Annotated in this window: 28 protein-coding genes; 16 read left to right on the forward strand and 12 right to left on the reverse strand. The window is 62.9% G+C overall.

Annotated elements, in window-relative coordinates; all coding sequences use genetic code 11:
• Positions 1-260 precede the first annotated feature (260 nt).
• On the reverse strand, positions 261-614 hold the full coding sequence (locus ACR3FF_RS15355; protein WP_458188964.1) for a DUF6713 family protein: 354 nt from the start codon (positions 612-614) through the stop codon (positions 261-263).
• A gap of 173 nt (positions 615-787) precedes the next feature.
• Between ACR3FF_RS15355 and ACR3FF_RS15360 the strand changes: the two genes are divergently transcribed.
• From ACR3FF_RS15360 to ACR3FF_RS15370, 3 genes are all read left to right on the forward strand, one after another.
• Positions 788-1,525, forward strand: a complete 738-nt coding sequence (locus ACR3FF_RS15360; protein WP_458188965.1) for a DUF4386 domain-containing protein — start codon at positions 788-790, stop codon at positions 1,523-1,525.
• A 204-nt stretch (positions 1,526-1,729) separates the two neighbouring features.
• The gene (locus ACR3FF_RS15365; protein ID WP_458188966.1) at positions 1,730-2,131 is read left to right on the forward strand and encodes a YlbF/YmcA family competence regulator; all 402 of its coding nucleotides are present in this window, start codon (positions 1,730-1,732) and stop codon (positions 2,129-2,131) included.
• A 111-nt stretch (positions 2,132-2,242) separates the two neighbouring features.
• A complete protein-coding gene (locus ACR3FF_RS15370; protein ID WP_458188967.1) occupies positions 2,243-2,749 on the forward strand; it encodes an FKBP-type peptidyl-prolyl cis-trans isomerase in 507 nt (168 codons plus the stop codon).
• A gap of 6 nt (positions 2,750-2,755) precedes the next feature.
• Here the strand turns inward: ACR3FF_RS15370 and ACR3FF_RS15375 are convergent, their stop codons facing one another.
• The 5 genes from ACR3FF_RS15375 to ACR3FF_RS15395 form a co-directional block, all read right to left on the reverse strand.
• Complete coding sequence (locus tag ACR3FF_RS15375) at positions 2,756-4,255, reverse strand: sulfite oxidase (protein ID WP_458188968.1); 1,500 nt, start codon at positions 4,253-4,255, stop codon at positions 2,756-2,758.
• Positions 4,256-4,343: 88 nt separating this feature from the next.
• Positions 4,344-4,880, reverse strand: coding sequence for a plastocyanin/azurin family copper-binding protein (locus ACR3FF_RS15380; protein ID WP_458188969.1), 537 nt, complete (start codon positions 4,878-4,880; stop codon positions 4,344-4,346).
• Between the two features lie 152 nt (positions 4,881-5,032).
• Complete coding sequence (locus ACR3FF_RS15385; RefSeq protein WP_458188970.1) at positions 5,033-5,518, reverse strand: TspO/MBR family protein; 486 nt, start codon at positions 5,516-5,518, stop codon at positions 5,033-5,035.
• 100 nt (positions 5,519-5,618) lie between these two features.
• The gene (locus ACR3FF_RS15390) at positions 5,619-5,942 is read right to left on the reverse strand and encodes an EthD family reductase (protein WP_458189002.1); all 324 of its coding nucleotides are present in this window, start codon (positions 5,940-5,942) and stop codon (positions 5,619-5,621) included.
• 123 nt (positions 5,943-6,065) lie between these two features.
• On the reverse strand, positions 6,066-6,650 hold the full coding sequence (locus tag ACR3FF_RS15395) for a YbhB/YbcL family Raf kinase inhibitor-like protein (RefSeq protein ID WP_458188971.1): 585 nt from the start codon (positions 6,648-6,650) through the stop codon (positions 6,066-6,068).
• Positions 6,651-6,728: 78 nt separating this feature from the next.
• Here ACR3FF_RS15395 and ACR3FF_RS15400 point away from each other — a divergent pair, with 78 nt between their 5' ends.
• Genes ACR3FF_RS15400 through ACR3FF_RS15410 form a run of 3 tightly spaced genes read left to right on the forward strand, consistent with a single transcriptional unit; the run spans position 6,729 to position 7,391 of the window.
• The gene (locus ACR3FF_RS15400; RefSeq protein ID WP_458188972.1) at positions 6,729-6,893 is read left to right on the forward strand and encodes an HEWD family protein; all 165 of its coding nucleotides are present in this window, start codon (positions 6,729-6,731) and stop codon (positions 6,891-6,893) included.
• A 1-nt stretch (position 6,894) separates the two neighbouring features.
• A complete protein-coding gene (gene cutA, locus ACR3FF_RS15405) occupies positions 6,895-7,197 on the forward strand; it encodes a divalent-cation tolerance protein CutA (RefSeq protein ID WP_458188973.1) in 303 nt (100 codons plus the stop codon).
• Entirely contained in the window at positions 7,197-7,391 is a 195-nt protein-coding gene (locus ACR3FF_RS15410; RefSeq protein WP_458188974.1) for a hypothetical protein, read from the forward strand. Before cutA ends, ACR3FF_RS15410 begins: the two co-directional genes overlap by 1 nt.
• Before the next feature lie 89 nt (positions 7,392-7,480).
• On the opposite strand, the gene ACR3FF_RS15415 is transcribed toward ACR3FF_RS15410, so the two are convergent.
• Both ACR3FF_RS15415 and ACR3FF_RS15420 read right to left on the reverse strand, forming a co-directional pair.
• Entirely contained in the window at positions 7,481-8,092 is a 612-nt protein-coding gene (locus tag ACR3FF_RS15415) for a class I SAM-dependent methyltransferase (RefSeq protein ID WP_458188975.1), read from the reverse strand.
• Entirely contained in the window at positions 8,076-8,780 is a 705-nt protein-coding gene (locus ACR3FF_RS15420; protein WP_458188977.1) for an RNase P subunit p30 family protein, read from the reverse strand. The genes ACR3FF_RS15415 and ACR3FF_RS15420 overlap by 17 nt, the downstream gene beginning before the upstream one ends.
• A 168-nt stretch (positions 8,781-8,948) precedes the next feature.
• On the opposite strand from ACR3FF_RS15420, the gene ACR3FF_RS15425 reads away from it, so the two are divergent.
• On the forward strand, positions 8,949-10,013 hold the full coding sequence (locus tag ACR3FF_RS15425; protein ID WP_458188978.1) for a phytoene/squalene synthase family protein: 1,065 nt from the start codon (positions 8,949-8,951) through the stop codon (positions 10,011-10,013).
• A gap of 67 nt (positions 10,014-10,080) precedes the next feature.
• Here the strand turns inward: ACR3FF_RS15425 and ACR3FF_RS15430 are convergent, their stop codons facing one another.
• Positions 10,081-10,938: a 3-hydroxyacyl-CoA dehydrogenase family protein gene (locus tag ACR3FF_RS15430; protein ID WP_458188979.1), complete on the reverse strand. Its 858-nt coding sequence runs from the start codon at positions 10,936-10,938 to the stop codon at positions 10,081-10,083.
• Between the two features lie 118 nt (positions 10,939-11,056).
• Between ACR3FF_RS15430 and ACR3FF_RS15435 the strand changes: the two genes are divergently transcribed.
• The 3 genes from ACR3FF_RS15435 (at position 11,057) to ACR3FF_RS15445 (ending at position 13,400) form a co-directional block, all read left to right on the forward strand.
• A complete protein-coding gene (locus tag ACR3FF_RS15435) occupies positions 11,057-11,653 on the forward strand; it encodes a DUF7409 domain-containing protein (protein ID WP_458188980.1) in 597 nt (198 codons plus the stop codon).
• Between the two features lie 119 nt (positions 11,654-11,772).
• Entirely contained in the window at positions 11,773-12,564 is a 792-nt protein-coding gene (locus ACR3FF_RS15440) for a class I fructose-bisphosphate aldolase (protein ID WP_458188981.1), read from the forward strand.
• The gene (locus ACR3FF_RS15445) at positions 12,564-13,400 is read left to right on the forward strand and encodes a class 1 fructose-bisphosphatase (protein WP_458189004.1); all 837 of its coding nucleotides are present in this window, start codon (positions 12,564-12,566) and stop codon (positions 13,398-13,400) included. Before ACR3FF_RS15440 ends, ACR3FF_RS15445 begins: the two co-directional genes overlap by 1 nt.
• 51 nt (positions 13,401-13,451) lie before the next feature.
• Here the strand turns inward: ACR3FF_RS15445 and ACR3FF_RS15450 are convergent, their stop codons facing one another.
• Positions 13,452-15,959, reverse strand: a complete 2,508-nt coding sequence (locus ACR3FF_RS15450) for a hypothetical protein (RefSeq protein ID WP_458188983.1) — start codon at positions 15,957-15,959, stop codon at positions 13,452-13,454.
• Positions 15,960-16,296: 337 nt separating this feature from the next.
• Here ACR3FF_RS15450 and ACR3FF_RS15455 point away from each other — a divergent pair, with 337 nt between their 5' ends.
• The 3 genes from ACR3FF_RS15455 to ACR3FF_RS15465 all read left to right on the forward strand — a co-directional run bounded on the left by ACR3FF_RS15455 (position 16,297) and on the right by ACR3FF_RS15465 (position 19,395).
• A complete protein-coding gene (locus tag ACR3FF_RS15455; RefSeq protein WP_458188984.1) occupies positions 16,297-16,719 on the forward strand; it encodes a DUF7344 domain-containing protein in 423 nt (140 codons plus the stop codon).
• Between the two features lie 140 nt (positions 16,720-16,859).
• Positions 16,860-18,566: an acyl-CoA carboxylase subunit beta gene (locus ACR3FF_RS15460; RefSeq protein WP_458188986.1), complete on the forward strand. Its 1,707-nt coding sequence runs from the start codon at positions 16,860-16,862 to the stop codon at positions 18,564-18,566.
• Positions 18,567-19,056: 490 nt separating this feature from the next.
• The gene (locus ACR3FF_RS15465) at positions 19,057-19,395 is read left to right on the forward strand and encodes a DUF5658 family protein (protein ID WP_458188987.1); all 339 of its coding nucleotides are present in this window, start codon (positions 19,057-19,059) and stop codon (positions 19,393-19,395) included.
• Here ACR3FF_RS15465 and ACR3FF_RS15470 read toward each other — a convergent pair.
• Positions 19,392-19,847, reverse strand: coding sequence for a MaoC family dehydratase (locus ACR3FF_RS15470; RefSeq protein WP_458188988.1), 456 nt, complete (start codon positions 19,845-19,847; stop codon positions 19,392-19,394). The two genes, ACR3FF_RS15465 and ACR3FF_RS15470, sit on opposite strands and share 4 nt — an antisense overlap.
• 327 nt (positions 19,848-20,174) lie before the next feature.
• Between ACR3FF_RS15470 and ACR3FF_RS15475 the strand changes: the two genes are divergently transcribed.
• Together ACR3FF_RS15475 and gdhB are read left to right on the forward strand one after the other, a co-directional pair.
• Positions 20,175-21,251 (forward strand): outer membrane protein assembly factor BamB family protein, encoded by a 1,077-nt coding sequence (locus tag ACR3FF_RS15475; protein WP_458188989.1) that lies wholly within the window; start codon positions 20,175-20,177, stop codon positions 21,249-21,251.
• A gap of 146 nt (positions 21,252-21,397) precedes the next feature.
• Complete coding sequence (gene gdhB, locus ACR3FF_RS15480; protein WP_458188990.1) at positions 21,398-22,672, forward strand: glutamate dehydrogenase GdhB; 1,275 nt, start codon at positions 21,398-21,400, stop codon at positions 22,670-22,672.
• A 36-nt stretch (positions 22,673-22,708) separates the two neighbouring features.
• On the opposite strand, the gene ACR3FF_RS15485 is transcribed toward gdhB, so the two are convergent.
• Entirely contained in the window at positions 22,709-22,867 is a 159-nt protein-coding gene (locus tag ACR3FF_RS15485) for a glycine zipper domain-containing protein (protein WP_458188991.1), read from the reverse strand.
• Positions 22,868-22,936: 69 nt separating this feature from the next.
• Here ACR3FF_RS15485 and ACR3FF_RS15490 point away from each other — a divergent pair, with 69 nt between their 5' ends.
• Positions 22,937-23,794: an HpcH/HpaI aldolase/citrate lyase family protein gene (locus ACR3FF_RS15490; RefSeq protein ID WP_458188992.1), complete on the forward strand. Its 858-nt coding sequence runs from the start codon at positions 22,937-22,939 to the stop codon at positions 23,792-23,794.
• Positions 23,795-23,856: the final 62 nt, after the last annotated feature.

Below are 23,856 nucleotides of genomic sequence, written 5' to 3' on the forward strand. Positions count from 1 at the left end.
CAAGGTGAAGAACGCGTCGATAGCGAAAGCGATCGGGACGAATCTCAAACGGGCCTCACGATTCCTTGAATCGGAGGCCCAGCGGAAGCAATCGGCGGAATAAACAGGCAGAGAATCGGTTTTTGTCGATGTAGCGGATGGAGAGCGAAGCATTTGGCCTGCGTATGAAACCACTGTTGGAGATGAGCTAGACATCTTGTTCGGGGTGTTCCCGGCGGAACACCCCTTTCTCCTGCGCCCTCAGAGGATGTAATCACCAGTCACAGCACGAGGACAAGGTGGAGTACACCGAGTAGAGACGCGCCGAAAATCCAGACCCTCGAGAACCAGCTATCGAACGCAATCAGCGAGTGGTTCCGGAGACCGAAGTGCAAGACCCCGTGGACGATTGCAAACGAATCGATGACCAGCCGAAACGCTGACGACTCCAGGTATACCAGTACGACGACGAACAACGGCGCGTGCAAAGTGGTGAATATCCGATACGCGGTTTCGTCACGGACCGTCACCGGTGCGAAAAAGAACCGCCACTCGCGCTGGCGTATCGCATCGAGCTCGTGTACCAACAGGAACGAGACCACACCCAGGAACAGGATCTCCGGCGTCGTTACCATGGCATGGTCTTCCGATACCGGATACGAAATGATTTTGGAGACTACCGACAGCGGTTCCCATTTCCGCTTTCGCGCGTCGTGTTCGCACGACCGGTGTAAACCTGTCCCCGGCTGGGAATTTCGACATAGCCACCCTTCAACCGTTATTATCGACCGGTGCGTCGTTCACGGGTATGACGACTGTTTCGGACCGCTGGGGCGGTGAAGGCGACACTCACACGGTCCGGCGCGGGAGCGTCGTCGCCGGCGTCGGGATACTCCTGTTTACTGCGCTGGCCCTGTACGGAGACTTCGTCGTATTGGGTGGAATCGTGACTCCCGGTGATGCCAGCCAGACGGCCGACGCAGTCACGAACGCAGAGGGGACGTTCCACATCGGCGTCTTGAGTCTGTTCCTGGTGGCTATCCTCGACGTGTTCGTCGCGTGGGGGCTCTATCTGGTCTTCTCGCCGGAGAGCCGACGCCTCTCGCAGTTGGCGGCGTGGTTTCGAATCGTCTACGCCGGCATCTTCGTGGTCGCCATCAGTAATCTCCTCAGTGTCGTCCGCCTGCTGAATCGCCCCGAGTACCTGACCGTGTACAGTGACCAGCAACTCCAGGCCCTGGCGCTCCAGCGGTACGAGACGTTCAACGACGTCTGGAGCGCCGGGCTCCTGGTGTTCGGCGTCCACCTGGTCGTGCTCGGGTACCTGGCGTATCGTGCTGACTACGTCCCGACTGTCCTGGGCGCGCTGCTCGTCATCGCGGGGCTCGGCTACGCATTCGATTCGGTCGTGGACGCGCTGGCCCTCGGCCTCCCCTTCCAGGTCTCGTTGATTACCTTCGTCGGCGAGATCGCGTTGCTCGGCTGGTTGCTGCTCCGCGGTCGTCGCATCGAACTTGACGCAGAGGAGACCGCGGCGGCGGGGTGATCGCCCGGGAACGGCGGACACAAGTTCATTTTCATCTTCTACTCCGGGATCATTCCAGTGAAGTATCGAGGATGTCATCTCCTGGTCGATTCGCGCCCTCTCTTCAGCACGAGCAGCGAAACCCCCCACCGTCTGATAATTTCGACGGAGCCGACTACTCTGCCATTCGGCAAGCCTAAACACTTCCAGTCCGAACCGTCGGTCATGAGCGTCGACGCAAAACCGGAGACGAGCGACGAGCAGGCCGTCCCCGAACGATTGGCGACCGAACTCGGCGAGGCGATAGCGGAGATGGCCGAATACCAGCAGTTCGAGGAGGCGAAATCGGCGGTCGAGAGCGACGAGACCGCACAGGAGAAGGTTCGGGAGTTCGAGCAACTCAGACAGGAGTTCATGCTCGCACGACAGACCGGCGAGGCCACCCAGGAAGACGTGGCGAAAGTACAGGACGCCCAGCAGGAACTCCACTCGCTCCCCGTCATGGAAGAGTACCTCGAAGCGCAGGACGCGCTTTCGGCCCGACTCGAAGACCTCAATCGCGCCGTCTCCGACCCCCTGGCCGTGGACTTCGGCCAGCAGGCGGGCGGTTGCTGTCAGGACGAGTAGTCCGACCTCACTCTCGAAATCCGCTTTCGAAACGCGACGACCCCGACGAGCGTTCGGTCAGCCACCCGATTCCACCCAAGCAGTGAAGGGGCTCGCAGTCGTGCGTGGTCTATGGTCGATACGGGCTGTGTCGCGGTGGTTCACTTCGTCGGCCGTCTCGAAGACGGGTCGACGTTCGACACGACGGACGTGGACGTGGCGCTCGACGAGGGCATCTATCACGACCACCGCGATTACAAGCCACTGGAGTTCAGGGTGGGGGAGGACAAGGTCATCCCCGGACTCGACGAGGCGGTACAGGAGATGGACGTCGGCGAGACGCGTACCGTCGAGGTCGAACCGAAACGAGCGTTCGGCGAGCATCGAGACGAGCAGGTGGTTGAACTTCCCCGCGACGAACTGGAGGCACGGAGCGACGTGACCGCCGAGGAAGGCGAACTCGTGCAGAGCGAGACGGGCGAGACGGGATGGATAGTCGACGTCGCCGACGAGACGGTGACGGTCGATTTCAACCACGAACTCGCCGGCGAGCAGATAGAACTCGAGATTCGCGTGCTGGAAGCTCACGGCGGTGGTGGCGACAGCGGAGCGGACAGAAAGGAAGCGAGCGACGATTAGGAACCGCTAGTTGCTACCGTCGGTCGTGGTCGTCCCGCTGGTCGTTTCGGTCGTCCCGCTCGTCGTTTCGGTCGTCGTGGTGGTCGTCCCGCTGGTCGTTTCGGTCGTCGTCCCGCCCTGGCCGCCGCCGCCGTCACCCTGCTGGACGGTGACGGTCACCCCCAGCGGTTCGTAGGCCGTCGCGCCGTACCCGTCGACGTTCCACGGATACTTGTCGTCGGTGATGGCCTGGAGCCCTTCTTCGGGGTTCGAGATGGTCGCCGGTTGCGTGCGGTCCTGCTCGTCCGTCGCCCGCGAGTAGACGGTGTACTCGCCCGGACTCGGATTCTGCCAGACGTAACGGAACTGCCGCCACGAGAACGGCCCCATCGCCGGGCCGAAGAACTCGGCGTCGTTCCACGACTCGCCGCCATCGGTCGACACCTCGACGGACTCCACGCGGTCGTCGCCCGCCCAGGCGACGCCGACGACCTCTATCTGGTTCCCGGCGCCCGGTGAGACGGTCGCGCCCTCGCCCGGATAACCGATGATGGATTTCACCATCTGGTCGTACAGGTATGGTTGTCCGATCTCCTCGACGTCCATCTGGTCTTGTGTGTCGAAGGTGTCGATGGTTCTGTTCTGTTGGAGGTCTTCGTCCTCCGGAATGATGCGGTAGGAGTACTGTTGCCAGTGGGTGTACAGTTGCTGGTCGCCTTCCTCCCACTCGTCGCCGAACACCATCATCTCCATGACGTGCATCCGGTCGACCCACTTCACGTTGTTGTTGCCGAACCAGCCCGGAACGAGCAGTCTCACCGGGAAGCCGTGGTCGTCGTTCATCGGCCGCCCGTTCATCTCGTAGGCCAACAGGCAGTCTTCCATCACCTTCTGCATCGGAATCGACCGCGTGAAGATGTCCTCACCTTCTGGTGCCTCGCCGCCCATGACCGACAGCCACATCCCATCATCCGTGTTCGCACCGTACCGCTCCAGAATCTCGCTGATGGGCGTCCCCGTCCAGACGGTGTTGCCGACGGCACCGAACGTCCACTGGTTGCCCCCGACCTGCGGGTCGAAGTACGACCGTCCGTTGCCCGAACACTGCATCGTGTGCGTGACCGTCTGCGTCGAGTAGTCGTTGCGTATCTCGTCCATCGACAATTCGACTTCTTCGCCCACCATCCCCGTCAACGAAATCGTCCACTCGCTCTCGTCGATGGTCGGCGTCGGATAGTGGTTGCGGATGTAGTGCTCTTCGCGCGGCGTGACGAAACTCTCGTAGGTGCTGCGACTCGCGGCCTCGGCGTTCTCCGGTTCCGGCGAGAGGATTCGCAAGCCCGGATACTGCTCTTCGAGCGGTGGTTCCCCCTGGCCTCCTTGCTGGGTCGTGGTGGTCGTCTGCTGTGCCCCGGCGTCACCCGAGACCACGCCCACGCCCGCCAGCGTCCCGGCGGCCATCAGGTACCGGCGTCGGCTCAGATAACGGTTCCTCGCAGTGTCTTGTCGTTCCCCATCCCCCGACATACTCGGAGAGAATCGATACGAATTGGCATAAAACTCCGCCTCACGTCGAAACATCGACGTTCTTAATAGAATGATGACGAAAAGGGAACTATTCCGTCACGGTGACGGTACCGACCATCCCCTGGTCGGCGTGCGGTTCGCACACGTACACGTACTCGCCGGGAACCGTGAACGTGTGTTCGTAGGTCGTCCCGACCTCGTTGATGGAGTAGTGGGCGTCGCCTTCGTAGGAACCGAAGGGTTCTGCGTTCTCCGGGATGCTGATTTTCTCGGACGCGCCCGGCTTCGCGGTCACGTTGTGGCCCGCACTCTCGAACGTCCAGCGAACCGTCCCGCCGACGGGTATCTCTACCTCCTCCGGGTCGAACCGTAACCGACCCTGCGGCCCGACGGCCACGTCGACCGTCTCGCCGGACGTTCCGCCGGTCGTCTCTTCTGTCGTCGTCTCGGTGGTCGTCTCCTCTGTCGTCTCTCCAGTCGGTTCCTCCGTCGTCGCGTCGGTCGTCTCGGTGAACGGCCGTTCGGTCGTCTCCTCGTCGACCGGTGCCTCGGGAGCTCCCGGACATCCGGCCAGCGACGTGACTCCTGCGACGCTCGCGTAGGTCAGAAACGTTCGTCTGTGCATTTCCCCACCCGAAAACCTGTTCAGCGTACGGAAGAATAAGAACTCCGACGCGGTTCACGTCGATGGTACGTGAAGAAATCCGGAGTCGATACGGCGTCAACTCGGTGCCACGTCGTCGACCAGTCCCGACGGAGCCGGTTCGGTAACACGGGTCAGTTCAGCCGCCAGAGTTCGTAGTTCAGCAGCGTCGCGAAACTCACCCAGAGGAGGTACGGAACGAGCAGGACGGCGGCCCGGCGGTCGACGCGGGCGAACGCGAAGAGCGTCGCCACGATAGCGACCAGCAGGGCGAAAATGACGACGAGCCCACCTGCGGGCCAGCGCATCCCGAAGAAGACGAGCGTCCACGCCGCGTTGAGCGCGAGTTGCACCGCGAAGACGGCGAGCGCGAACCGGTTTCCACGCCGCCAGACGAGAAAAAGCGCGATACCCATCAACAGGTAGAGCGTCGTCCAGACCGGTCCGAACAGCCACCCTGGTGGCGTGAACGCTGGTTTCGAGAGCGTGGGATACCACGTCGCCACGTCGTTCGCGGTGAGGATGGACGGGACGATACCTGCAAGTTCGCAGACGGCGACACTCGCGAGGAGGGCGGGGAGATCTTCGCGCGAGAACGACGGTCGCTTTACTGTCTCCATAGGTGACCTATGGCCCGAAAAAGCGTCGTCTTTTCGGTGGATTCGCCGTCCGCGTCTCCGGGTCGCTCGGCGGTCGACTCCTCCGAGAATCGGCGGTCGATTACTCCGTGTCGTCTACCTGCACCGTCTCCTCGACGATGAGCGTCGGCCCCGCGTCTACGTCGATGAACTCGGCGGCGTCGGCCATCACGCGCTCGCCCTGTTCCGAGTCGAAGGCGGCTTTCATGTCGGCCGTCGAGTCGAAGTACAGTTCGAGGACGCCGTCGTAGCCCGCTTTCTCGGGGTCTTTCGAGACCGAGGTGACGTACTTGCGCAGGCCGGGGAGGTCTTTGGCGAGTTCCGAGTGTTCGTTCAGCCAGTAGTCTTCGAACTCTTGGTGGCTCGTCCCGTCTTTGCGTACCAGCAGATCGACCATCTTCATCATGGCACCTGAATCCGCGTTCGCTGCCATCTTTGTTGTATCGACTGGCGACCAGCGCGTTTTCCGTGAGAATCGTGGCTCGCTGCTCCGACGGGGTGTGGCGTTCGAACGACGGTTCGTCGGTCGTCAGTTCTGCCTGAACTCCCCCGTGAATCGCGTTCGCCCGAGTCGGATACCACCGATCGCGTCGAAGAGGGCGTCCCTGGTTGCTCCCGCCCCGAGACTCGGACTCCGTTCGAGCAGGTACAGCGTGAACCGATAGGTGTGCGGGCCATCGCCCGTCGGCGGGCACGGGCCGGTGTAGCCAAGATTCCCCGCGTCGTTTTGCCCCTGTCTCGCCCCGCCGAGTTCCTCGATGACCTCCATCTGTGGCACGTCCGGCGGAATCTCCGTCGTGTCCGCAGGCACGTCCCACAGGAGCCAGTGCGTGAAGGTTCCCCCCGGAGCGTCGGGGTCGTCGACGACGACGGCGAGCGATGCTACCTCGTCGGCTACGGCCTCGATTTCGAGGAGCGGCGAGACGTTTCGCCCCTCGCAGGTGAACCGTGACGGAATCCGCGCCCCGTCCTCGAACGCGGGCGTGCCGAAAGCAGCCGCGGTCTCTCTCGTGGTCGTTTCTGTCTGTATCTCTTTCCCCTGGAACGTCGCACACCCCGACACCCCGACGCTACCCCCACCTATCACCCGGAGGAACGTTCGTCTCCCGAGCATCCCGTGACGGTTCGACGTGCGCAGTAAAATGCCCTGTTGCCGTTTACTTAAGTAGCTTCACGCCTTTCTCTCTCCTCGATGGCGGAACTCAACCGGCCCGACCGACGGCGATGCACGCGGTGTGGACGCGAGGACAAATGGGACGAGCAGAACCACAACTGGACGATTGCTGGCGGCGAAGGCAGACCCTTCTGCATCCACGAGTGGGACATCAACGGGACACACACCCCGATAGTGGAGTGAGATGCCGACGGCGTACATCACCGCGCCGCCGGACGCGGCCGACACGCTCGCGGAACTGCTGGTCGAAACGCGACTGGCAGCCTGTGTGAACCGGTTTCCGTGTACGTCGGTGTATCGCTGGGAGGGCGACGTGGTTCGGGACGAGGAGGTCGTCTTGCTGGCGAAAACGACCGACGAGCGGTGGGACGAGTTGGTCGCGCGAGTCGAGACGGAACATCCCTACGAGGTGCCCTGTATCGAACGGTTCGACGAGACCACGGCACTAGAATCGTTCGACGCGTGGCTCCGCGAGGTGGTCGACTAATGAAACGAGAGGACGACGGCCGACGAGACGAGGCGAAACGGCAGAACGACCGACAGACTGGTCCCTGGGCGGTGGCGCTCGGCGTGCTGGCAATCGGTGTCGGTGCAGTGCTCCGTGAGGTACGACGGAATCGAGGCGAGAGATCGCCCGAGAAGACTGGCGGAGACGGCGCGAGCGAGGAAGACGACGCCTGATTCGGTCGGCATCTTCCAGTTCGTTTTTCGGTCGAACGGTACCCTCGACCGTCACACATCGAGGCGACCGACTGCGGGCACCACAGCCGTCAGTCCTCGGATCGCTCTGCCACGAGCACCCCGACTTGTTCGTGGACGCGCTCTACCGCGGTCAACGAGAAGCCGTTGTCGGTCAACACGTCCGCCAGGTGGCCGACCGTGGAGGGGTCGTCCACTTCGGGGCTGTAGAACGGCTCGTCGGGGTCGGGCGTACCGAAGAACATCACGTCGCCCAGGACGAACTTGCGAGGACCGAGTGCCGCGATGACCTCGATTGCCTCGCGCTTTTCTCCGTCCGAGAGGTGGTGCATGGCGAAATTGGAGACGACGATGTCGACGTCCTCGTCGACGTTCGGGTCCCGAAAGCTCCCGGTCCCGAAGACCACGTTTTCCAGTCCTCGCTCTTTTGCTTTCGTTCGGGCCTGTTCCAGCATGCCCTCGCTGATGTCGCGTCCGACGACGCGCCTGGCGTCCGGGGCGAGCGCCAGGGCGATAGCTCCCGTTCCCGTCCCCAGGTCGAGTACGGTATCGGCCGCAGTCGGGTCGGCGAACTCGATGACGAGACCTGCACAGGCGCGGTACTCCTCGCTGTCCTGTGAGTCGTCGTAATCGCTGGCGATGGCAGAAAAGCGGTCTGCGTGTTCCTCAAGCGTCTTCTTCATACCGTCCACGTTTCACGCCGGGTGCAATGAAATCGTCGGACTGACGCTCCCGATTTCGCTCCGCGAGGCGGCCCCACTCGCGGAGGCCGTCCTCGATTTGTCCGTTCGTGAACCCGATCCTCTCACCCACCGCCAGCAGTTCGCGCGGGCCACGTAACTGGAGGTGCGAGGACGGGTCGGCGCTGACGACGAACGGCGCGTCGTACTTCGTGACGAGTTCGCGGAGCTTTCGGAGGTCCTGGATGGCCTGCACTCGCTGTCCACCGTCGGCCCGAAGGACGCGAGAGAGGTTGAACTCGACCCGAACACCGTTCTCGGCGGCGGCTTTCGCCAACACGTGGTTGAAGTCGCCGCGTCCACGCATGGGGTGGGCGAGCACGTCGATTCGCCCTTCTTCGACCGCGAAGCGATTGAGTTTCGCAGTTCCGCCGTGGAGCAAGAGGATGGTCGTCTTGGGACGGTAGTTACCGACGTGACCACTGGCCTGCGAGGGGTCGTCGGCCCGTATTTCGAGCCCCGCTACGACGTCCACGTCGTACGCCTCACGTACTTTCTCGGCGTCGAACTCGGCCCGCGAATCGCCGTGATTGCGGACGACGATACCGTCGAACCCGTACTCGGCCGCCGTGGCGGCGAAGCGTGCGACGGTGCTCTCCCCGTCGGGGACTGCGTGGACGCTCTCGTGCATCGTTCGTCTTCGAATCGGGTGCCGCGAGACTTGGCGTTTCCGACTCTCGACGTCGCTCTCGGGGAGCACAACAAGTCGGAACAGATTAATCCCTCGACGCAGACACGACAGGTAAGCCCAAGGGGTTTTGCCGATTCAGCCCGAAGAGCCGGAAGGTTCAGTATTAGAATGGATAGCTATCAATCGACTCCTGCGATCACCGACGACCTGTCCCAGGCCGACCTCGACTGGTGTCATCGGGCAGTGCAGGGGGTCTCTCGCACCTTCGCCATCACTATCGACTTACTCGACGAACCGATGGCAGACACGATCTGTGTCGGGTACCTTCTCTGTCGCGTCGCAGATACGATAGAGGATGCGGGACACATCCCGCCCGAAGAACAGGCCGCCCGCCTCCGGCAGTACAACGACGCGCTTGACCCGGACGACCCGACGACCGTCTCCGAGTTTCGTTCGGCCGCCGACGAGTGGATTCCCGCCGACGGTGGCGACGATTGGGCGGTCGTCGCGAACGCTCCCCGCGTAGTCGATACGTTCACCTCGTTCCCACGACACGTTCAGCGAGCAGTCCTCCCGCCCGTCCGCGAACTCGTCGACGGGATGGCGATGTTCGTCGAACGCTACGCCGACACGGGCGGGCTTCGAATCCAGACGCGACCCGAACTGGAAGAGTACTGTTACTACGTCGCCGGGACGGTCGGCGAACTCATCACGAATCTCGTCTGCTCGGACGTCGAGTCGGAGCGTGCCAGGCGCCTTCGGGACACCGCCGAATCGTTCGCGCTCTTGCTCCAACTCGTCAACGTCTCGAAGGACGTGTACGTCGACTACCACGACGAAAACAACGTCTATCTCCCCGAGACGTGGCTCGACGCCGAGGGGGTCCCCCAAGACGAACTCTGTGACCCCGAACACCACGACGAGGTTGCGAACGTCGTCGCCCGGACCGCAGACCACGCCCACAGTTTCGCCGACGACGCACAGGCGTACCTCGAAATGATGCCGCGGGGACGCGGAAACCGACTCGTCGCATGGACCGTCCCCTACCTGCTCGCCGTCGGCACCCTCCGTGAAGTACGCAAACGTCCCGAGGACGCGCTTCGGCGCGCCGGCGTCAAGATTTCTCGCGAGGAAGTACACGCCGTCCTCACGTCGCTCTCGGGTGGCGTCGAGCGCGATACGCTCGGCGACCTGCGACGGACGATCGCGAAGCGTCCCTTTCACCAGGCCTGAGTCGTCTGTCGCCTCGGGCGAGGCGGAAGGAGACGGGTCGGAAGTGAAAGAAAAGAGAACTGTCCGTTCAGTACTCGTAGAATCCTTTCCCGGTCTTCTTGCCCAGGTCACCTGCGTCGACCTTGCGTTTTAGCAGGTAGGCGGGCTTGTATCGGTCGCCTAACTCCTCGAAGAGCGTCTCGCTTGCGTCGAGACAGATGTCCAGGCCGATGTGGTCGGCGAGCGTGAGAGGCCCCATCGGGACGTTCGTACCGAGGGTCATTCCCTTGTCGATGTCCTCTTTGTTCGCCACGCCTTCGTCGTAAGCCCGGATGCCCTCGTTTATCCACGGCATGAGAATGCGGTTGGTGACGAAGCCGGGTTTGTCGTCGGATTCCCACGTCTCCTTGCCGAGTTCTTTCGCGAGGTCGTGTGCGAGGTCGACCACGTCGCGGTCGGTCTTCTCGCCGACGACCAGTTCGACGCCCTTCATCACCGGGACCGGATTCATGAAGTGGAGGCCAACGACGAGTTCTTCGCGGTCGGTCACGCTGGCGATGGTCGTAATCGAGAGCGTACTCGTGTTCGTAGCGAGCACCACGTCCTCGGGGAGGATGTCGTCCAGGTCCTCGAAGATGTCCTGTTTGATGTCCATGTCCTCGACTGCGGCCTCGACCACCAGGTCGCAGTCAGCGAGGTCGGAGAGGTTCGTCGTCCCCGTGATTCGGGAGACGACCGCCTCTGCTTCGTCGTCAGTCATCTTCTCTTTGGCGACGAAGCGGTCGAGGCTGTCCTCGATGATGGCGAACCCGTTCTCGACGAACGATTCTTCGATGTCGCGCATGACAACGTCGAATCCGTTCGCGGCGGCGACCTGCGCGATGCCACTGCCCATGGTGCCTGCGCCGACTACGCCGATAGTGTCGATGTCGTCCAGTGAACGCATGCCTGGCAGTGCTCGGGGACCGATTGTAAGGATAGCGAAGTGGTGGACGAGTCTCGTCGTATAGGCCGAACCTGTCACGAAACGAAACTTCCCTGCGAAAAGTTCAAGAATAACGCGTGTGAGAAAGAAACTAGCCGGTGAGACCGTGACCGAAAACGATACAGATGGGGCGGAACGGGGTGAAGTGCACGCGACCGACGTGCAGTTCGTCGGGCCAGCGACGGCAGCGGTCATCGAGGACGCGACGTTCGACGCAGAGGACATTCTCCGGCGGAACGTCTCCTACGAGATGTTGCGCGAGGCGGGCGTGAATCCGGGGGTCGCGGGACGCCTGCGCAGAGAACACTCTCTGTCGTGGTCGTTCGGTGGGTCGGGCGACGACCTCACCGACCGCTCGAACCAGATTCGTGGCCTCAAAGACGAAGAGCGCGCGTGGATTGCCGCGAGTTCCGGGGACTGGGAGGCCACGTCGGTCACGACGGACGGCAGTGGTGACGCCCAGGCGGAGGAGGCGGCGTGGCGCGAGCGAAGCAGTCCCGACCCCGTGACCGACGTCCCGGAAATCGACGAGGAGTCGGCGTCGAGACTCGCGGAGGGCGGCATCAACTCCGTCCGGAGCATGGCGACCGCCGACCCCGAGCGGGTGGCAGACTCTCTGGGTCTCGACCGCGAACGGGTCACCGAGTGGTGCGACGCCGCCAACGAACTGTTGTAGATTTACTACTATCGTAGTTTTCAAATCGCTCAATAGGACTATCGAGAGCAACGAAAACGGGTGTTTCGACTCACTCGGGACCAGTAGACTCATATATTTCGTCGGTGCAGTTTTGAACGATGATTCCGCTGAGTGACTCACCAGTGACTCGGGACGATAAAGCACTCATTCTCGCGATGGACCACGGGTTGGAACACGGACCGACCGCCGACTTTAGCTCCGTGCCGGACACGCTGAACCCCGAGAAGATATTCAACATCGCCACCCACGACGCGGTGACGTGCCTCGCCGTCCAGAAAGGTGTCGCCGAGACATACTACCCCTCCTACGACGACTCGGTGAACCTGCTCGCCAAGTTGAATGGGACGAGCAACCTCTGGATGGGCGAACCCTACTCGCCGAAGAACTGGACGGTCGATTACGCCGCCGAACTCGGTGCCGACGCGGTCGGATACACCGTCTACTCCGGGTCGAACCACGAGACAAAGATGTACGAGGACTTCCGCGACGTACAGGAGCGAGCACACCGCGAACACGGCCTGCCGGTCGTGATGTGGTCGTACCCGCGCGGGCAGGGTCTCAAAAACGACACCAAAGAGAGCACCATCGCCTACGCGACTCGCATCGCGCTGGAGATCGGCGCGGACATGGCGAAAGTCAAGTACCCCGGCACCCGCGAATCGATGGAGTGGGCCGTCAAATCCGCCGCAGACATGCCAGTCGTCATGAGTGGCGGGTCGAAGACCAGCGACTACGACTTCCTCTCCAGCGTCGAAGCCGTGATGAAAGCAGGCGGTTCCGGACTTGCGGTCGGTCGGAACGTCTGGCAGCGCGAGAACCCCGAGCGAATCCTCGACGCGCTCGAAAAGGTCATCTTCGAGGGCGCAACCGCGGAAGAAGCGCTCGAATGATGGACACCGTCGACCAGATTATCGAGACCGTCGCGTCGGCAGCGCCCGAGATTCGTGGCGGTCTCACGGGTCGCCGCCGGAAAGCAGACGAGGAAAATCCAAGCGGCGAGACCCAGATGGCGGCGGACCTGTGGGCCGACGAACATCTCGAAGCCGAGTTGACGACCATCGACGGCGTCGGCGAGTACGCAAGCGAAGAGCGTGAAGAGAGCGTCGACTGCGGCGACGGCCTCGCGGTCGCTATCGACCCGCTCGATGGCTCGTCGAACCTCACGTCGAACAACTCGATGGGCACCATCGTCGGCGTCTACGACGCTCCCTTGCCCGCCTCGGGACGAGACCTCGTCGCGGCGGCGTACGTCCTGTTCGGACCGATTACGACGATGATGGTCGCCCGCGAGAAGACCGTGACCGAGTACGTCGTGGAAGACGGCGAGATGCGAACCGTCGAGGAGGACGTGTCCCTCCCCGACGACCCCGTCGTCTACGGTTTCGGCGGTCGCGTTCCGAACTGGACGGCGGCGTTCACCGAGTACGCCCGCCAGATCGAAGACGAACTCAAACTTCGGTACGGTGGAGCGATGATCGGCGACGTGAACCAGGTAATGACCTACGGCGGTGTGTTCGCGTATCCGGGACTCCAGTCGCGACCCGAGGGTAAACTCCGCCTGCAGTTCGAGGGCAACCCGATAGCGTACATCGTCGAGTCCGCAGGGGGACGGTCCTCGGACGGCGAGCGCTCGCTTCTCGACGTGGAACCGGAGGGACTCCACCAGCGAGTTCCGCTTCACGTCGGAAACGCAGAGCTCATCGACCGACTGGAATCGACGCTGTAATCGCCTACATTTTGGGTTCGAGCGACCGACCCCGTCGGCGGTGACGCGAACTTACCCAGGCCGTGTCGTTCCGACGGTCGGTAGCCGAATCGTCTCGCCAGCGGTCGTCGTCACCGTCGCTTGCGTCGTGGGGGGTTGTGTCGCCGGTTCCGCCGGCGGTTGTGTCACCGGTTGCGTCGTCATCTGCATCGTCGGCGGTGCGGTCGTCTGTTCGCCGATTTGCTCCTGGTCGATACACGCCTGGACGTCGTCCTGTTCGGCGGTTGCGACGACCTGTCCGTCCGCGTCGAAAATCGTCGCGTTGACGAAGACGAATCCTTCGACGTCGAGGTCGGTCGTATTGTTCGTCCACGTTACATTTCCGTCCGGTGACTGCTCGAAGTCCGCGGCTGGTATCGTCCGTTCCACCAACACCCCCGCTTCCGGGTTCGAAGCGTCGACAAGCAAGGCGGTTACCTGATAGTCGGCCGCTTGCGTCGTTTCGACCGTAATCGCAGTACAGTTCACTTCGGCCGAGAGCGGTGCCGGTCCCGCCGTCGGAGTGGTCGTAGTCGTAGCTGTGGTCGTAGTCGTCGTGGCATTTTCCGTCGTCGCCGGTGGCTGAACCATGGCGTTCTCCGTCGTCGTGGTCTCCGTAGTGACGTTTGCTGTGGTGGTGTTCGGTGTCTCCGGCGGCGTCGTCGCTGGTGGTGTCGTCTCCGTCTCGGTCGGCGGCGCGGTTGGCGTTTCGGGTGTCGTCGTGGGCGTCACCGCGGTGACGTTCGGCGTCGTCGTTGGCGTGACGAGCATCGTCGTGGTCTCCGGCGTGTCCGTCGGGGTAGTGGTCGTCTGGGGTGTGGCCGTGGGTGCCGGCGCAGTCGTCGTCACTGGTGGCTGGGTCGTGGTCGTCGTTGGCGTAATCTCCTCGATTCGTTCGGCCTCGTCCTGTGCGACGGACCGAACCGCCTCTGGTTCGACGTCCTCGTCCGTCGTCAGTCGCTCGGCTGCCTGTGCAGTGCCCTCACGGGCGGCCTGTGTGATCTGGGTCGCGTCGTTCACGTTCTCTCGTGCGGCGGCCTGCGCCGCGCCTGCGGACGCCCCCACCGACGCAGCCTGAACCTGGGTCACGCTGGCCTGCTGAATCTGGGTGATGCTCCCCGCTGCCGCTCCCTGCGAGGCGGCCTGAATCTGGACGATGCTAGCCTGCTGGCTCTGGGCGACTGCACCCGTTGCAGCACCTCGTGTGGCTGCTTGCACCTGCTGAACGTCGGCTCGCTGACGTTGACTCGCTTTCACCCCACCCGTCGCAGCACCCTGGGCGGCGGCCTGCACCTGGGTGACACTCGCCTGCTGGCTCTGGGTGACCGCCCCCGAGGCAGCACCGATACAGGCGACCTGTATCTGCCGGATTCGAACCGTCTGTACCTGCGTGATGCCACCCCGTGCCGCACCCGTCGCCGCGGCCTGCACCTGCCGAACCTCGACGACCTGTTTCTGGACGGCACCCTGCACGGCCCCCTGTGCCGCACCCTGCGCGACGATTTGAATCTGGACGACGTTCACTATCTGAATCTGGACGACGCTCAGCGCGCCGATCGCCGCACCGCGACAGGCCGCCTGCACCTGCCGTATCGTCGCTTGCTGGAACTGTTTGATTCCGCCAGCAGCAGCGCCCTGTGCGGCGACCTGAATCTGGACGATACTCGCCCGCTGAATTTGCGATATCGCACCGGCGGCAGCACCGCGCGTTGCCGCCTGCACCTGTCGAACGTCGACCCGCTGTACCTGTCTCACACCGCCTTTCGCCGCACCCAGTGCCGCGACCTGTACCTGCTTTGCGTTCGCGCGCTGGTTCTTCAGTGCCCCAGTCGCCGCGCCCGCCGCTGCGAACTGCACCTGTCTGATTTCGACGGTCTGGCGGCGGTCGAGTGCCCCGAACGCAGCACCCTGGGCGGCCTCCTGAATCTGTGAGACGCTTACTCTCTGGCTCTGGATGGCCCCTCTCGCCGCCCCTCGTGCTGCGCCGCGCGCCGCGACCTGCAGTTGTCGGACGTTCGCGCGCTGGCGCTGGGCAACTGCGCCGTGTCCGGCCCCGAACGCCGCAGCCTGTACCTGCTCGACGCGTGCTCGCTGGACCTGCGTCGTCGCACCTTTTGTCGCGCCCTGCGTGGCAGTTTGAATCTGGGTGACGCTCGCCTCCTGACTCTGGAGGACGGTTCCGTGTGCCGCCCCGCGGGCAGCGGCCTGGACCTGAGAGACGGTCGCTTGCTGGCGTTGTTCGACCGCTCCGACCGCGCCTCGAATCGCCGCTCGCCTCTGCCGTTGCGTGACGGTGACGCCCTGTCGTTGTGCCAGTGCGACCCCCTGTGCGGCCCCGCGTGCGGCAGCGCGCTCACGCTCGGAGAGACTCTCGTCCTGAAACAGCGGCGCCGCCGGAACGTCGGTTCGTTCACTCGGTGGCAACACCGCTGGCCCGTCCGTCGAAGACTGGTCTGTGGGTCGCACCACCGAGACGATTCCGGTGCTCGTGACGACGACGACGAGTACGAGCACCAGGGCAGTTCGCGCGAATCGTCTCATGACTATCTCTCGCACAGCGGTGACGAGGTTCAACCTTCCACACCGTTCATTTCGTTCGCGGTCGGTGGCGAGACGGTATTGACTCCCGACGTCTGCCGGGCAACTGGATACCGATGGAAATCGAAGCGAACCAGTCCGGTAATCGACGTTTCTCCACCCCACTTTGCCGCTATCGTCAGGTAGTATTATTCAGTGGTTGTCAGCTCGCCAGGGTCGAATCGCCGTCGTGTTGGAATTAGAACTGGTAACGGCGGTGTTTTCACTTCGACTGGCACCTTTCTAGGTATCTAGATTCACCATTCTTTACGGATGCTGGTCTACTGATGATGAGCGTCGCATGAGCAACGAGTCACCATACCGTGACGACTTTGGGAAACGCCCGTCGGCACATCCTCCCCACGTCCTTCGCGCTGAACCGGGAGTGAGTAGGCCATCCTTCGACGACATCTTCGAACTTCTGTCGAAGAAGCGACGACGATACGCCATCCACTATCTCTCCAGAACGCCGGATGGCTCGGCGATGCTTTCTGACCTCGTCGAACAGGTCGTCACGTGGGAAACCGAAACGTCGTCCGACGACGTTCCGGACGACTATCGGAGGCGCGTCGAAGCATCGCTGCATCACATGCATCTTCCGAAACTCGCCGACGCGAACATCATCGATTACGACCCGCGGAGCGAATCGATTCGCTACTGGGGGCAACCGGTCTTGGAAGAGTACGCCGAACACGTCGCGGCGATGGAACTGCCGAAACAGTAGTCTCCTCCGGTCGCTCCCGCGCCACCCCCCGCAGACGCTTCTCTCCTCCTCCGTTCTCGACCCGCCGTCGAATCGGACGCGACCGTTTTACCGTGCGGGAAAGGGAAAATGGTTTGAAATCACCCCACGGACACGCAACCATGAAAGTCCGTATCGGTGAGGGGGCGACAGACGACGAAGCTTCCGCCATCGCCAGCGCGCTCGCCAAACACGTCAGGAGTGAGGTCGAAGTGTACGTCGGCGACGCAGACGAACCGACCGTTACGTGGAACGACCCCGGCGAGCCACCGGAAGAGGACGATTTGGGACCCACGGAACGCGAGGAGGCACTGTGGGAGGAGATAGAAGCCATCGAAGCGGGTGGGCCGGAAAAGTACAAAGAGCGTCTCTCCGAGAAAGGAAAACTGTTCGTCCGTGACCGACTCGACCTCTGGTTCGGCGAAGACGGCCTGAAGTTCGAAGACGGCAAGTTCGCCGAGTTCGACGCCGACGACCAGTTGCCCGCGGACGGACTGCTCACCGGTGCGGCGGAGTTCGAGGGTCGCGACGTCCACTTCATGGCGAACGACTTCACAGTCAAGGCCGGAAGCATGGCCGCGAAGGGCGTCGAGAAGTTCCTCCGCATGCAACAGCGCGCCCTCCAGAGCGGCAACCCCATCCTCTACCTGATGGACTCTTCTGGAGGACGCATCGACCAGCAGTCGGGCTTTTTCGCCAACCGGGAAGGCATCGGGAAGTACTACTACAACCACTCGATGCTCTCCGGGCACGTCCCGCAGATATGTGTCCTCTACGGGCCGTGTATCGCCGGTGCGGCCTACACACCGGTCTTCGCCGACTTCACCATCATGATCGAAGGGATGTCCGCGATGGCGATCGCCTCCCCGCGGATGGTACAGATGGTGACGGGCGAGGACATCAGCATGCAGGACCTCGGCGGAGCGAACATGCACGCCGAGCACTCGGGCAGTGCAGACCTCGTCGCACGCGACGAAGAACACGCGCGGGAACTCGTCGCCAACCTCGTCAGCTATCTCCCCGACAAGGCACACGAGAAACCACCCCGGAGCACGCCACAGGCCCCACAGAAATCACCCGAGGGGATCGATTCGGTCATTCCCCAGAGCCCGAATCGAGCGTACGACATGACCGACCTGATAGAACGCGTCGTGGACGCGGACTCCTACTTCGAACTCAAACCCGACTACGGACCGGAGATACTCACCGCGTTCGCGCGAATCGACGGCCGACCGGTCGGCATCGTCGCCAACCAGCCGTCACAGCGGTCCGGCGCCATTTTCCCGGATGCCGCCGAGAAGGCCGCCGAGTTCATCTGGAAGTGCGACGCCTTCGAGGTACCCCTGCTCTACCTCTGTGACACGCCGGGATTCATGGCCGGGTCGCAGGTCGAGAAGGACGCCATCTTAGAGAAGGGCAAGAAGATGATATACGCCACCTCCTCCGCGACGGTCCCCAAGACGTCCGTCGTCGTGCGGAAGGCGTACGGCGCGGGAATCTACGCCATGTCCGGCCCCGCCTACGACCCCCAGAGCACCATCGCGCTCCCGTCCGGCGAAATCGGTATCATGGGACCGGAAGCCGCCATCAACGCGGTGTACGCGAACAAACTGAATGCCATCGAGGACGACGAGGAACGCGCCCAGCGCGAACAGGAACTCCGCGAGGAGTACCGCGAGGACATCGACGTCCACCGCATGGCGAGCGAGATGGTCATCGACGACATCGTGCCGCCGAGCACGTTGCGGGAAGAACTCGTCCAGCGCTACGAGTTCTACGCCGACCTAGAGAAAGACCTGCCCGACAAGAAACACGGGACGATTCTGTAGTCCGCTCCCGATAGTTCACCGGGTGGAGGTGTTTAGGCAGTCCATTACGCTCGATAAACCGCTGTGTGACATCCACCCGCGCCTCAAGACGCCGGGCTCCCACAAGCCGGTCTTGCTGAGTTGGGATGGTTACGGTTTACACCCCGACGAGGTGCTGGCACTGCCACGGCACCGTTAGTCCTATCCAGCGATGGATTCGGAGGTACCTGGTTATTTTGCGTCGGTCTGCGTGTCCGAGGGCTTACTTATTTGATGAGGCAAACACCGAGTCAACTGCCAGTTGTCGGACTGTCAGTATCCGATGGGGTACCATCGAATCGACAGTGAAGGATACGCACGAAACGCACCTAAGACTGCACCGTGCAGTGAAAGTGAACAAAGACGGCGATTCATCCACGCCCTCAAGGGCATGGTATTCTCGCCTGTAATTCTATAAAGCTACTATCCGCTGTCGGGCTGGGCGACGGGGGGCCCCCCCGCGACACCACCCATGAACCATCGACAGTTTTCGCTCCGACTCCGAGGCACGAACTGGTTCGACGTCGGCAGTGCGGAGAAACTCCTCTGGGTCGTCTTGTTCGCGCCCGTCGGCGATTTGCTCACCACGTACGTCGGCTTGAACGCCGGATTGACCGAATCGAACACGGTGGCACAGAGCGCGCTCGCCCGGTTCGGCTTCGCCTCGCTCGTCGTGTTGAAGGCGTTCGCACTCGCAGTCGGACTCGCTGGCCGAAGACTCATCCCGGCAGAGTACAGTGCGCTCGTCCCGGCGGGACTCGCGCTCCCGTGGACGCTCGCAGTGTTCGTCAACCTCTCCTTGTTCGTCTAGGGCTGTTTGAGCGAGAGGACGGTTCGGTCGAACTCACAGACGAGCGTCTCCTCGTCCCCGCTCACCTCGAACACTTCGACGTGCATGGTGACGACGCCGCGCTCGCCGTCGCTCGTCTCGCGTTTGTCCGTCACCGTTGACTGGGCGCGAATCGTATCCCCGTGGAAAACGGGATGTGGGTGTGAAACGTCGTCGTACGAGAGGTTAGCGACGATGGTTCCGTCCGTCGTGTCGGGGATGGTGAGCCCGACCGCGAGGCTCATCGTGTAGAGGCCGTTGACGAGTCGCTCACCGAACTGCGTGTCGGCAGCGAACTCGGCGTCCAGGTGGAGCGGTTGCTGGTTCATCGTCATATCACAGAACTGCTGGTTGTCTCGCTCGCTCACGGTTCGTCGTTTCTCGTGTTCGATGGTGTCACCGACCTCGAACTCTTCGTAATAGAGACCCGCCATGGCGGAATCTGTGCCGCGTATCCGAAAAATCCTGTCGGTCTGGCCGTGCCAGACCGGCAGTCTGGGACTCATTGTTTCGACCGTTTCACCAGCAGTGGTGGAATGCAACTGGTTCATAACAAAGTAGACACTGTTCAATAGGTGATGTAGCCAGACCGTAGTTAGGTAGGGAGAAAAACATAAAAAGCCGTGATACGCGATACTCTGCGGCGAATCGACGTAGCTTCGAAACGACAGGTTTCCTATTCGAATCCGATAACGTATCGTAATATGACCGTTTCGATATGAACTCGGCCGGCGAGTTCCAGTTCGACCAGGTAGTAACCCGTGGAGAGACGCGCGTCGAGCGGAGCGTCAAGTGGTCGTTCGAGTTCGACTCCACCGCTCGGCAGCGACCCCGGTGTCGAGAATGGCGAGCGGCGCGAACCGACTCTCGGATCGGACCGCGTCCACGCACGCTGGTACGCGCAAGCGGGCGGGCCGGTCGAGACGGCACCGACCGTCCGGAATGGGTCGGTCTACGTCGGAACCGGGAACGGCGTCGTCAGCGCCATCGACCGCCGGACCGGCGTCGCCAACTGGCTGTATCAGGCACCCAACGCGGTCGGGTCGCCGACCGTGGGTGGCCGACTACTGTACGTCGGCGACCGCAGCGGGAACCTGTTCGCGCTCGACGCCGCGAACGGTGAGCGTGAGTGGCAGTTCGAAGCTGAGGCCGGACTGGAGGTCTCGCCGGTCCTGCACGGGAACCGTCTCTACGTCACGGCGCGAGACGGACAGGTAACCGTTTTCGACGCCGAGACCGGCGACGTGCTGGACTCGTATCGAAGTCCGACGCGGGCGCTCACCTCGTTGCAACTCGCAGGCGACACGCTGTACGCGACCGGTCTCGACGGTAGACTGTTCGCCCACGACGTGACCGACGGCAGTGAGCGGTTCCGGTTCGCTCCCTCCCTCGCTATCGCGGGGGCACCGACGGTCGTCGGCGACACCGCCTACGTCGGGACGGTGGACGGCGACCGAGTGTACGCCATCGACTCTCGTACCGGCGAGACGAAGTGGCGATATCGGACCGAGGCGGGTGCCTGGTCGCCGCCCAGCGTCGCGAGTGGTATCGTCTACGTCGGCTGTGCCGACGGTGACGTCTACGCGCTGGACGCCCGCGAGGGAACCGTCCGGTGGCGCGTCCAGACCGATTCACGCGTCTGGGGATCGCCGGTCGTCACCGACGAACTGGTGTTCGCCAGCAACGACGCGGGACAGGTGTTCGCACTCGACCGCACGGACGGACGAGCGCGATGGCGCTTCCGAGCCCAGGACGCGCTGGTGGCATCACCAACGGTCGGAAGCGACTCCGTCTCCGTCGGCGACGTCTCGGGGACCGTGTACGCCTTCTCCCAGTAACTACGGTCGTCCCATCGCCGTCGCGTTCTACCGTCTCGTTTTCCGCCGCGTGAGGTGGTATTGCATATCGCTTCTGTCTCGGATAGCAAGGTCTTTCTCGGCAAGCCGCAGACCACACGGGCAGGCCAGTCGACGGCACAGATATCATGGCAACTACTGGGAAGCAGACGACGGACGAACCCGAAACGGCAGTTGAAACGGCCCGCCGCCAACTCGAACGAGCGGCCGCACATCTCGACATCGACTCCGGCATCATCGAGCGGTTGAAACACCCCGACCAGGTTCATCGCGTGTCGGTTCCACTCCAGTGTGACGACGGCGAGACCGACATCTTCACCGGCTACCGGGCACAGCACGACAGCGTCCGCGGCCCGTTCAAAGGTGGGATGCGCTACCATCCCGGCGTGACCGAAGAGGAGTGTATCGGTCTCTCGATGTGGATGACGTGGAAGTGCGCCGTCATGGACATCCCGTTCGGAGGTGCGAAAGGGGGTATCGTCGTGAACCCGAAGGAACTGAGCACCGAGGAAAAAGAGCGACTCACCCGGCGCTTCGCCGAGGAACTGCGTGATTTCATCGGTCCGATGCGCGACATTCCGGCACCCGACATGGGTACCGACGCGCAGACGATGGCGTGGTTCATGGACGCCTACTCGATGCAGGAAGGCCAGACGCAACCCGGCGTCGTCACCGGCAAACCGCCGGTCGTCGGCGGTTCCTACGGCCGCGAAGAATCGCCGGGGCGCTCGGTCGCCATCGTCGCCCGCGAGGCCTGCGAGTACTACGACTACCCCCTCGAAGAGACGACGGTGGCTATCCAGGGGTTCGGGAGCGTCGGCGCAAACGCCGCACGGGCTCTCCACGAGTGGGGCGTGAACGTCGTCGCCGTCTCCGACGTGAACGGCGCGATATACGACCCAGACGGACTGGATATCGACGACATCCCGACACACGAAGAAGAACCCGAGGCGGTCACGACCTACGACGCGCCGAACCACCTGTCGAACGAGGAACTGCTCGAACTGGACGTCGACGTACTCGTCCCGGCCGCAATCGGCAACGTCATCACCGAGGCGAACGCCAGCGACGTGAAGGCTGACATCGTGGTCGAGGGTGCGAACGGACCGATGACGACCACCGCGGACGAGATTCTGGAAAAGCGCGGCGTCCACGTCATCCCGGACATCCTCGCCAACGCGGGCGGCGTCACAGTGTCGTACTTCGAGTGGTTACAGGACATCAACCGCCGCCAGTGGTCGATAGAACGGGTCAACGAAGAACTCGAATCCGAGATGTTAGAGGCGTGGAACGACGTTCGCGCAGAAGTCGAAGCACGCGACGTGACGTGGCGCGACGCCACGTACATCGTCGGTCTCTCGCGCATCGCGGAGGCCCACCAGGCACGCGGGCTCTGGCCCTGACTCGGGATTCCCGGCGGTCACGATTTTCCGACGAGTTCACCGCCTCGACAGACTGACACCGATGGCGGCCCCCAGCGCGACGCCGATAGCGATACCCAGCGCGACGTTATCCAGCGCGACGCCGACGCCCGCGCCGAGCGCGATGCCGACGGCGATTCCAGTTCCCATCCCTTCTGTTTCGACGTCGTCGGTCATGGTGTCTCGTTGGGGGGATACCACATAGTTCCCGGTGGGTTGAAATCGAACCCGCTCGTCGGGGCGGATATGCCACGACGAAGCGTCATGTTCACGCCGGGCGACCGCCCGGAGATGCTACGCAAAGCGCCCGACGCCGGGGCGGACGTCATCGTGTTCGACCTGGAGGACGCAGTCGCCCCGGAACGAAAGGCAAAAGCGCGCGAGGCGGTCTGCGACGTCCTCACCGACTCCACGTTCGACCCGGACTGTGAGGTGTGCGTGCGAGTCAACCCGACCGGCATCGCAGCGGACGACGACCTCCGGGGAATCGCGGCGGGCGCGGATTCGCTGGATTCGGTCATGCTCCCGAAGACGAGATCGGCGAGGGACGTCGAAACGTTGTCCCAACTGCTCTCCGAACACGACTGTACGGTCCCCATCCTCGCGCTGGTCGAAACCGCCAACGGCGTACTCAACGCGCAGGCGGTCGCAGCGGTGGCGGCGACCGACGCCCTCGTCTTCGGTGCGGAAGACCTCTCGGCGGACATTGGCGCGACTCGAACCGACGAGGGAACGGAGGTACTCTACGCCCGCGAGCACGTCGTGTTGGCCGCGAGTGCGGGCGGCGTGGACGCTATCGACACAGTCTTCACCGACTTCGGCGACACCGATGGGTTACGCGGGGAGACCGAGTTCGCCATCGAACTGGGCTACGACGGGAAGATGGCGATTCATCCGGCACAGGTAGCACCCATCAACGAGGCGTTCACCCCGGACCCGGAACGCGTCGAGTGGGCAGAGAAAGTGCTCGACGCGAAAGCGCGCGCCGACGAGGAGGGGCGCGGGGTCTTCCGCGTCGATGGGGAGATGATAGACGCACCGCTCGTCACTCAGGCAAAACGTATTATCGAATACGCAGACGCAGACGATGTGAAAACACCTTAAATCCAATTTAAGGCTACTAGTTCACACCCGTTTCGCCACGCTTAACAGTCGGTGGCTGAGAT

This window comes from Haladaptatus ordinarius (assembly GCF_054177595.1).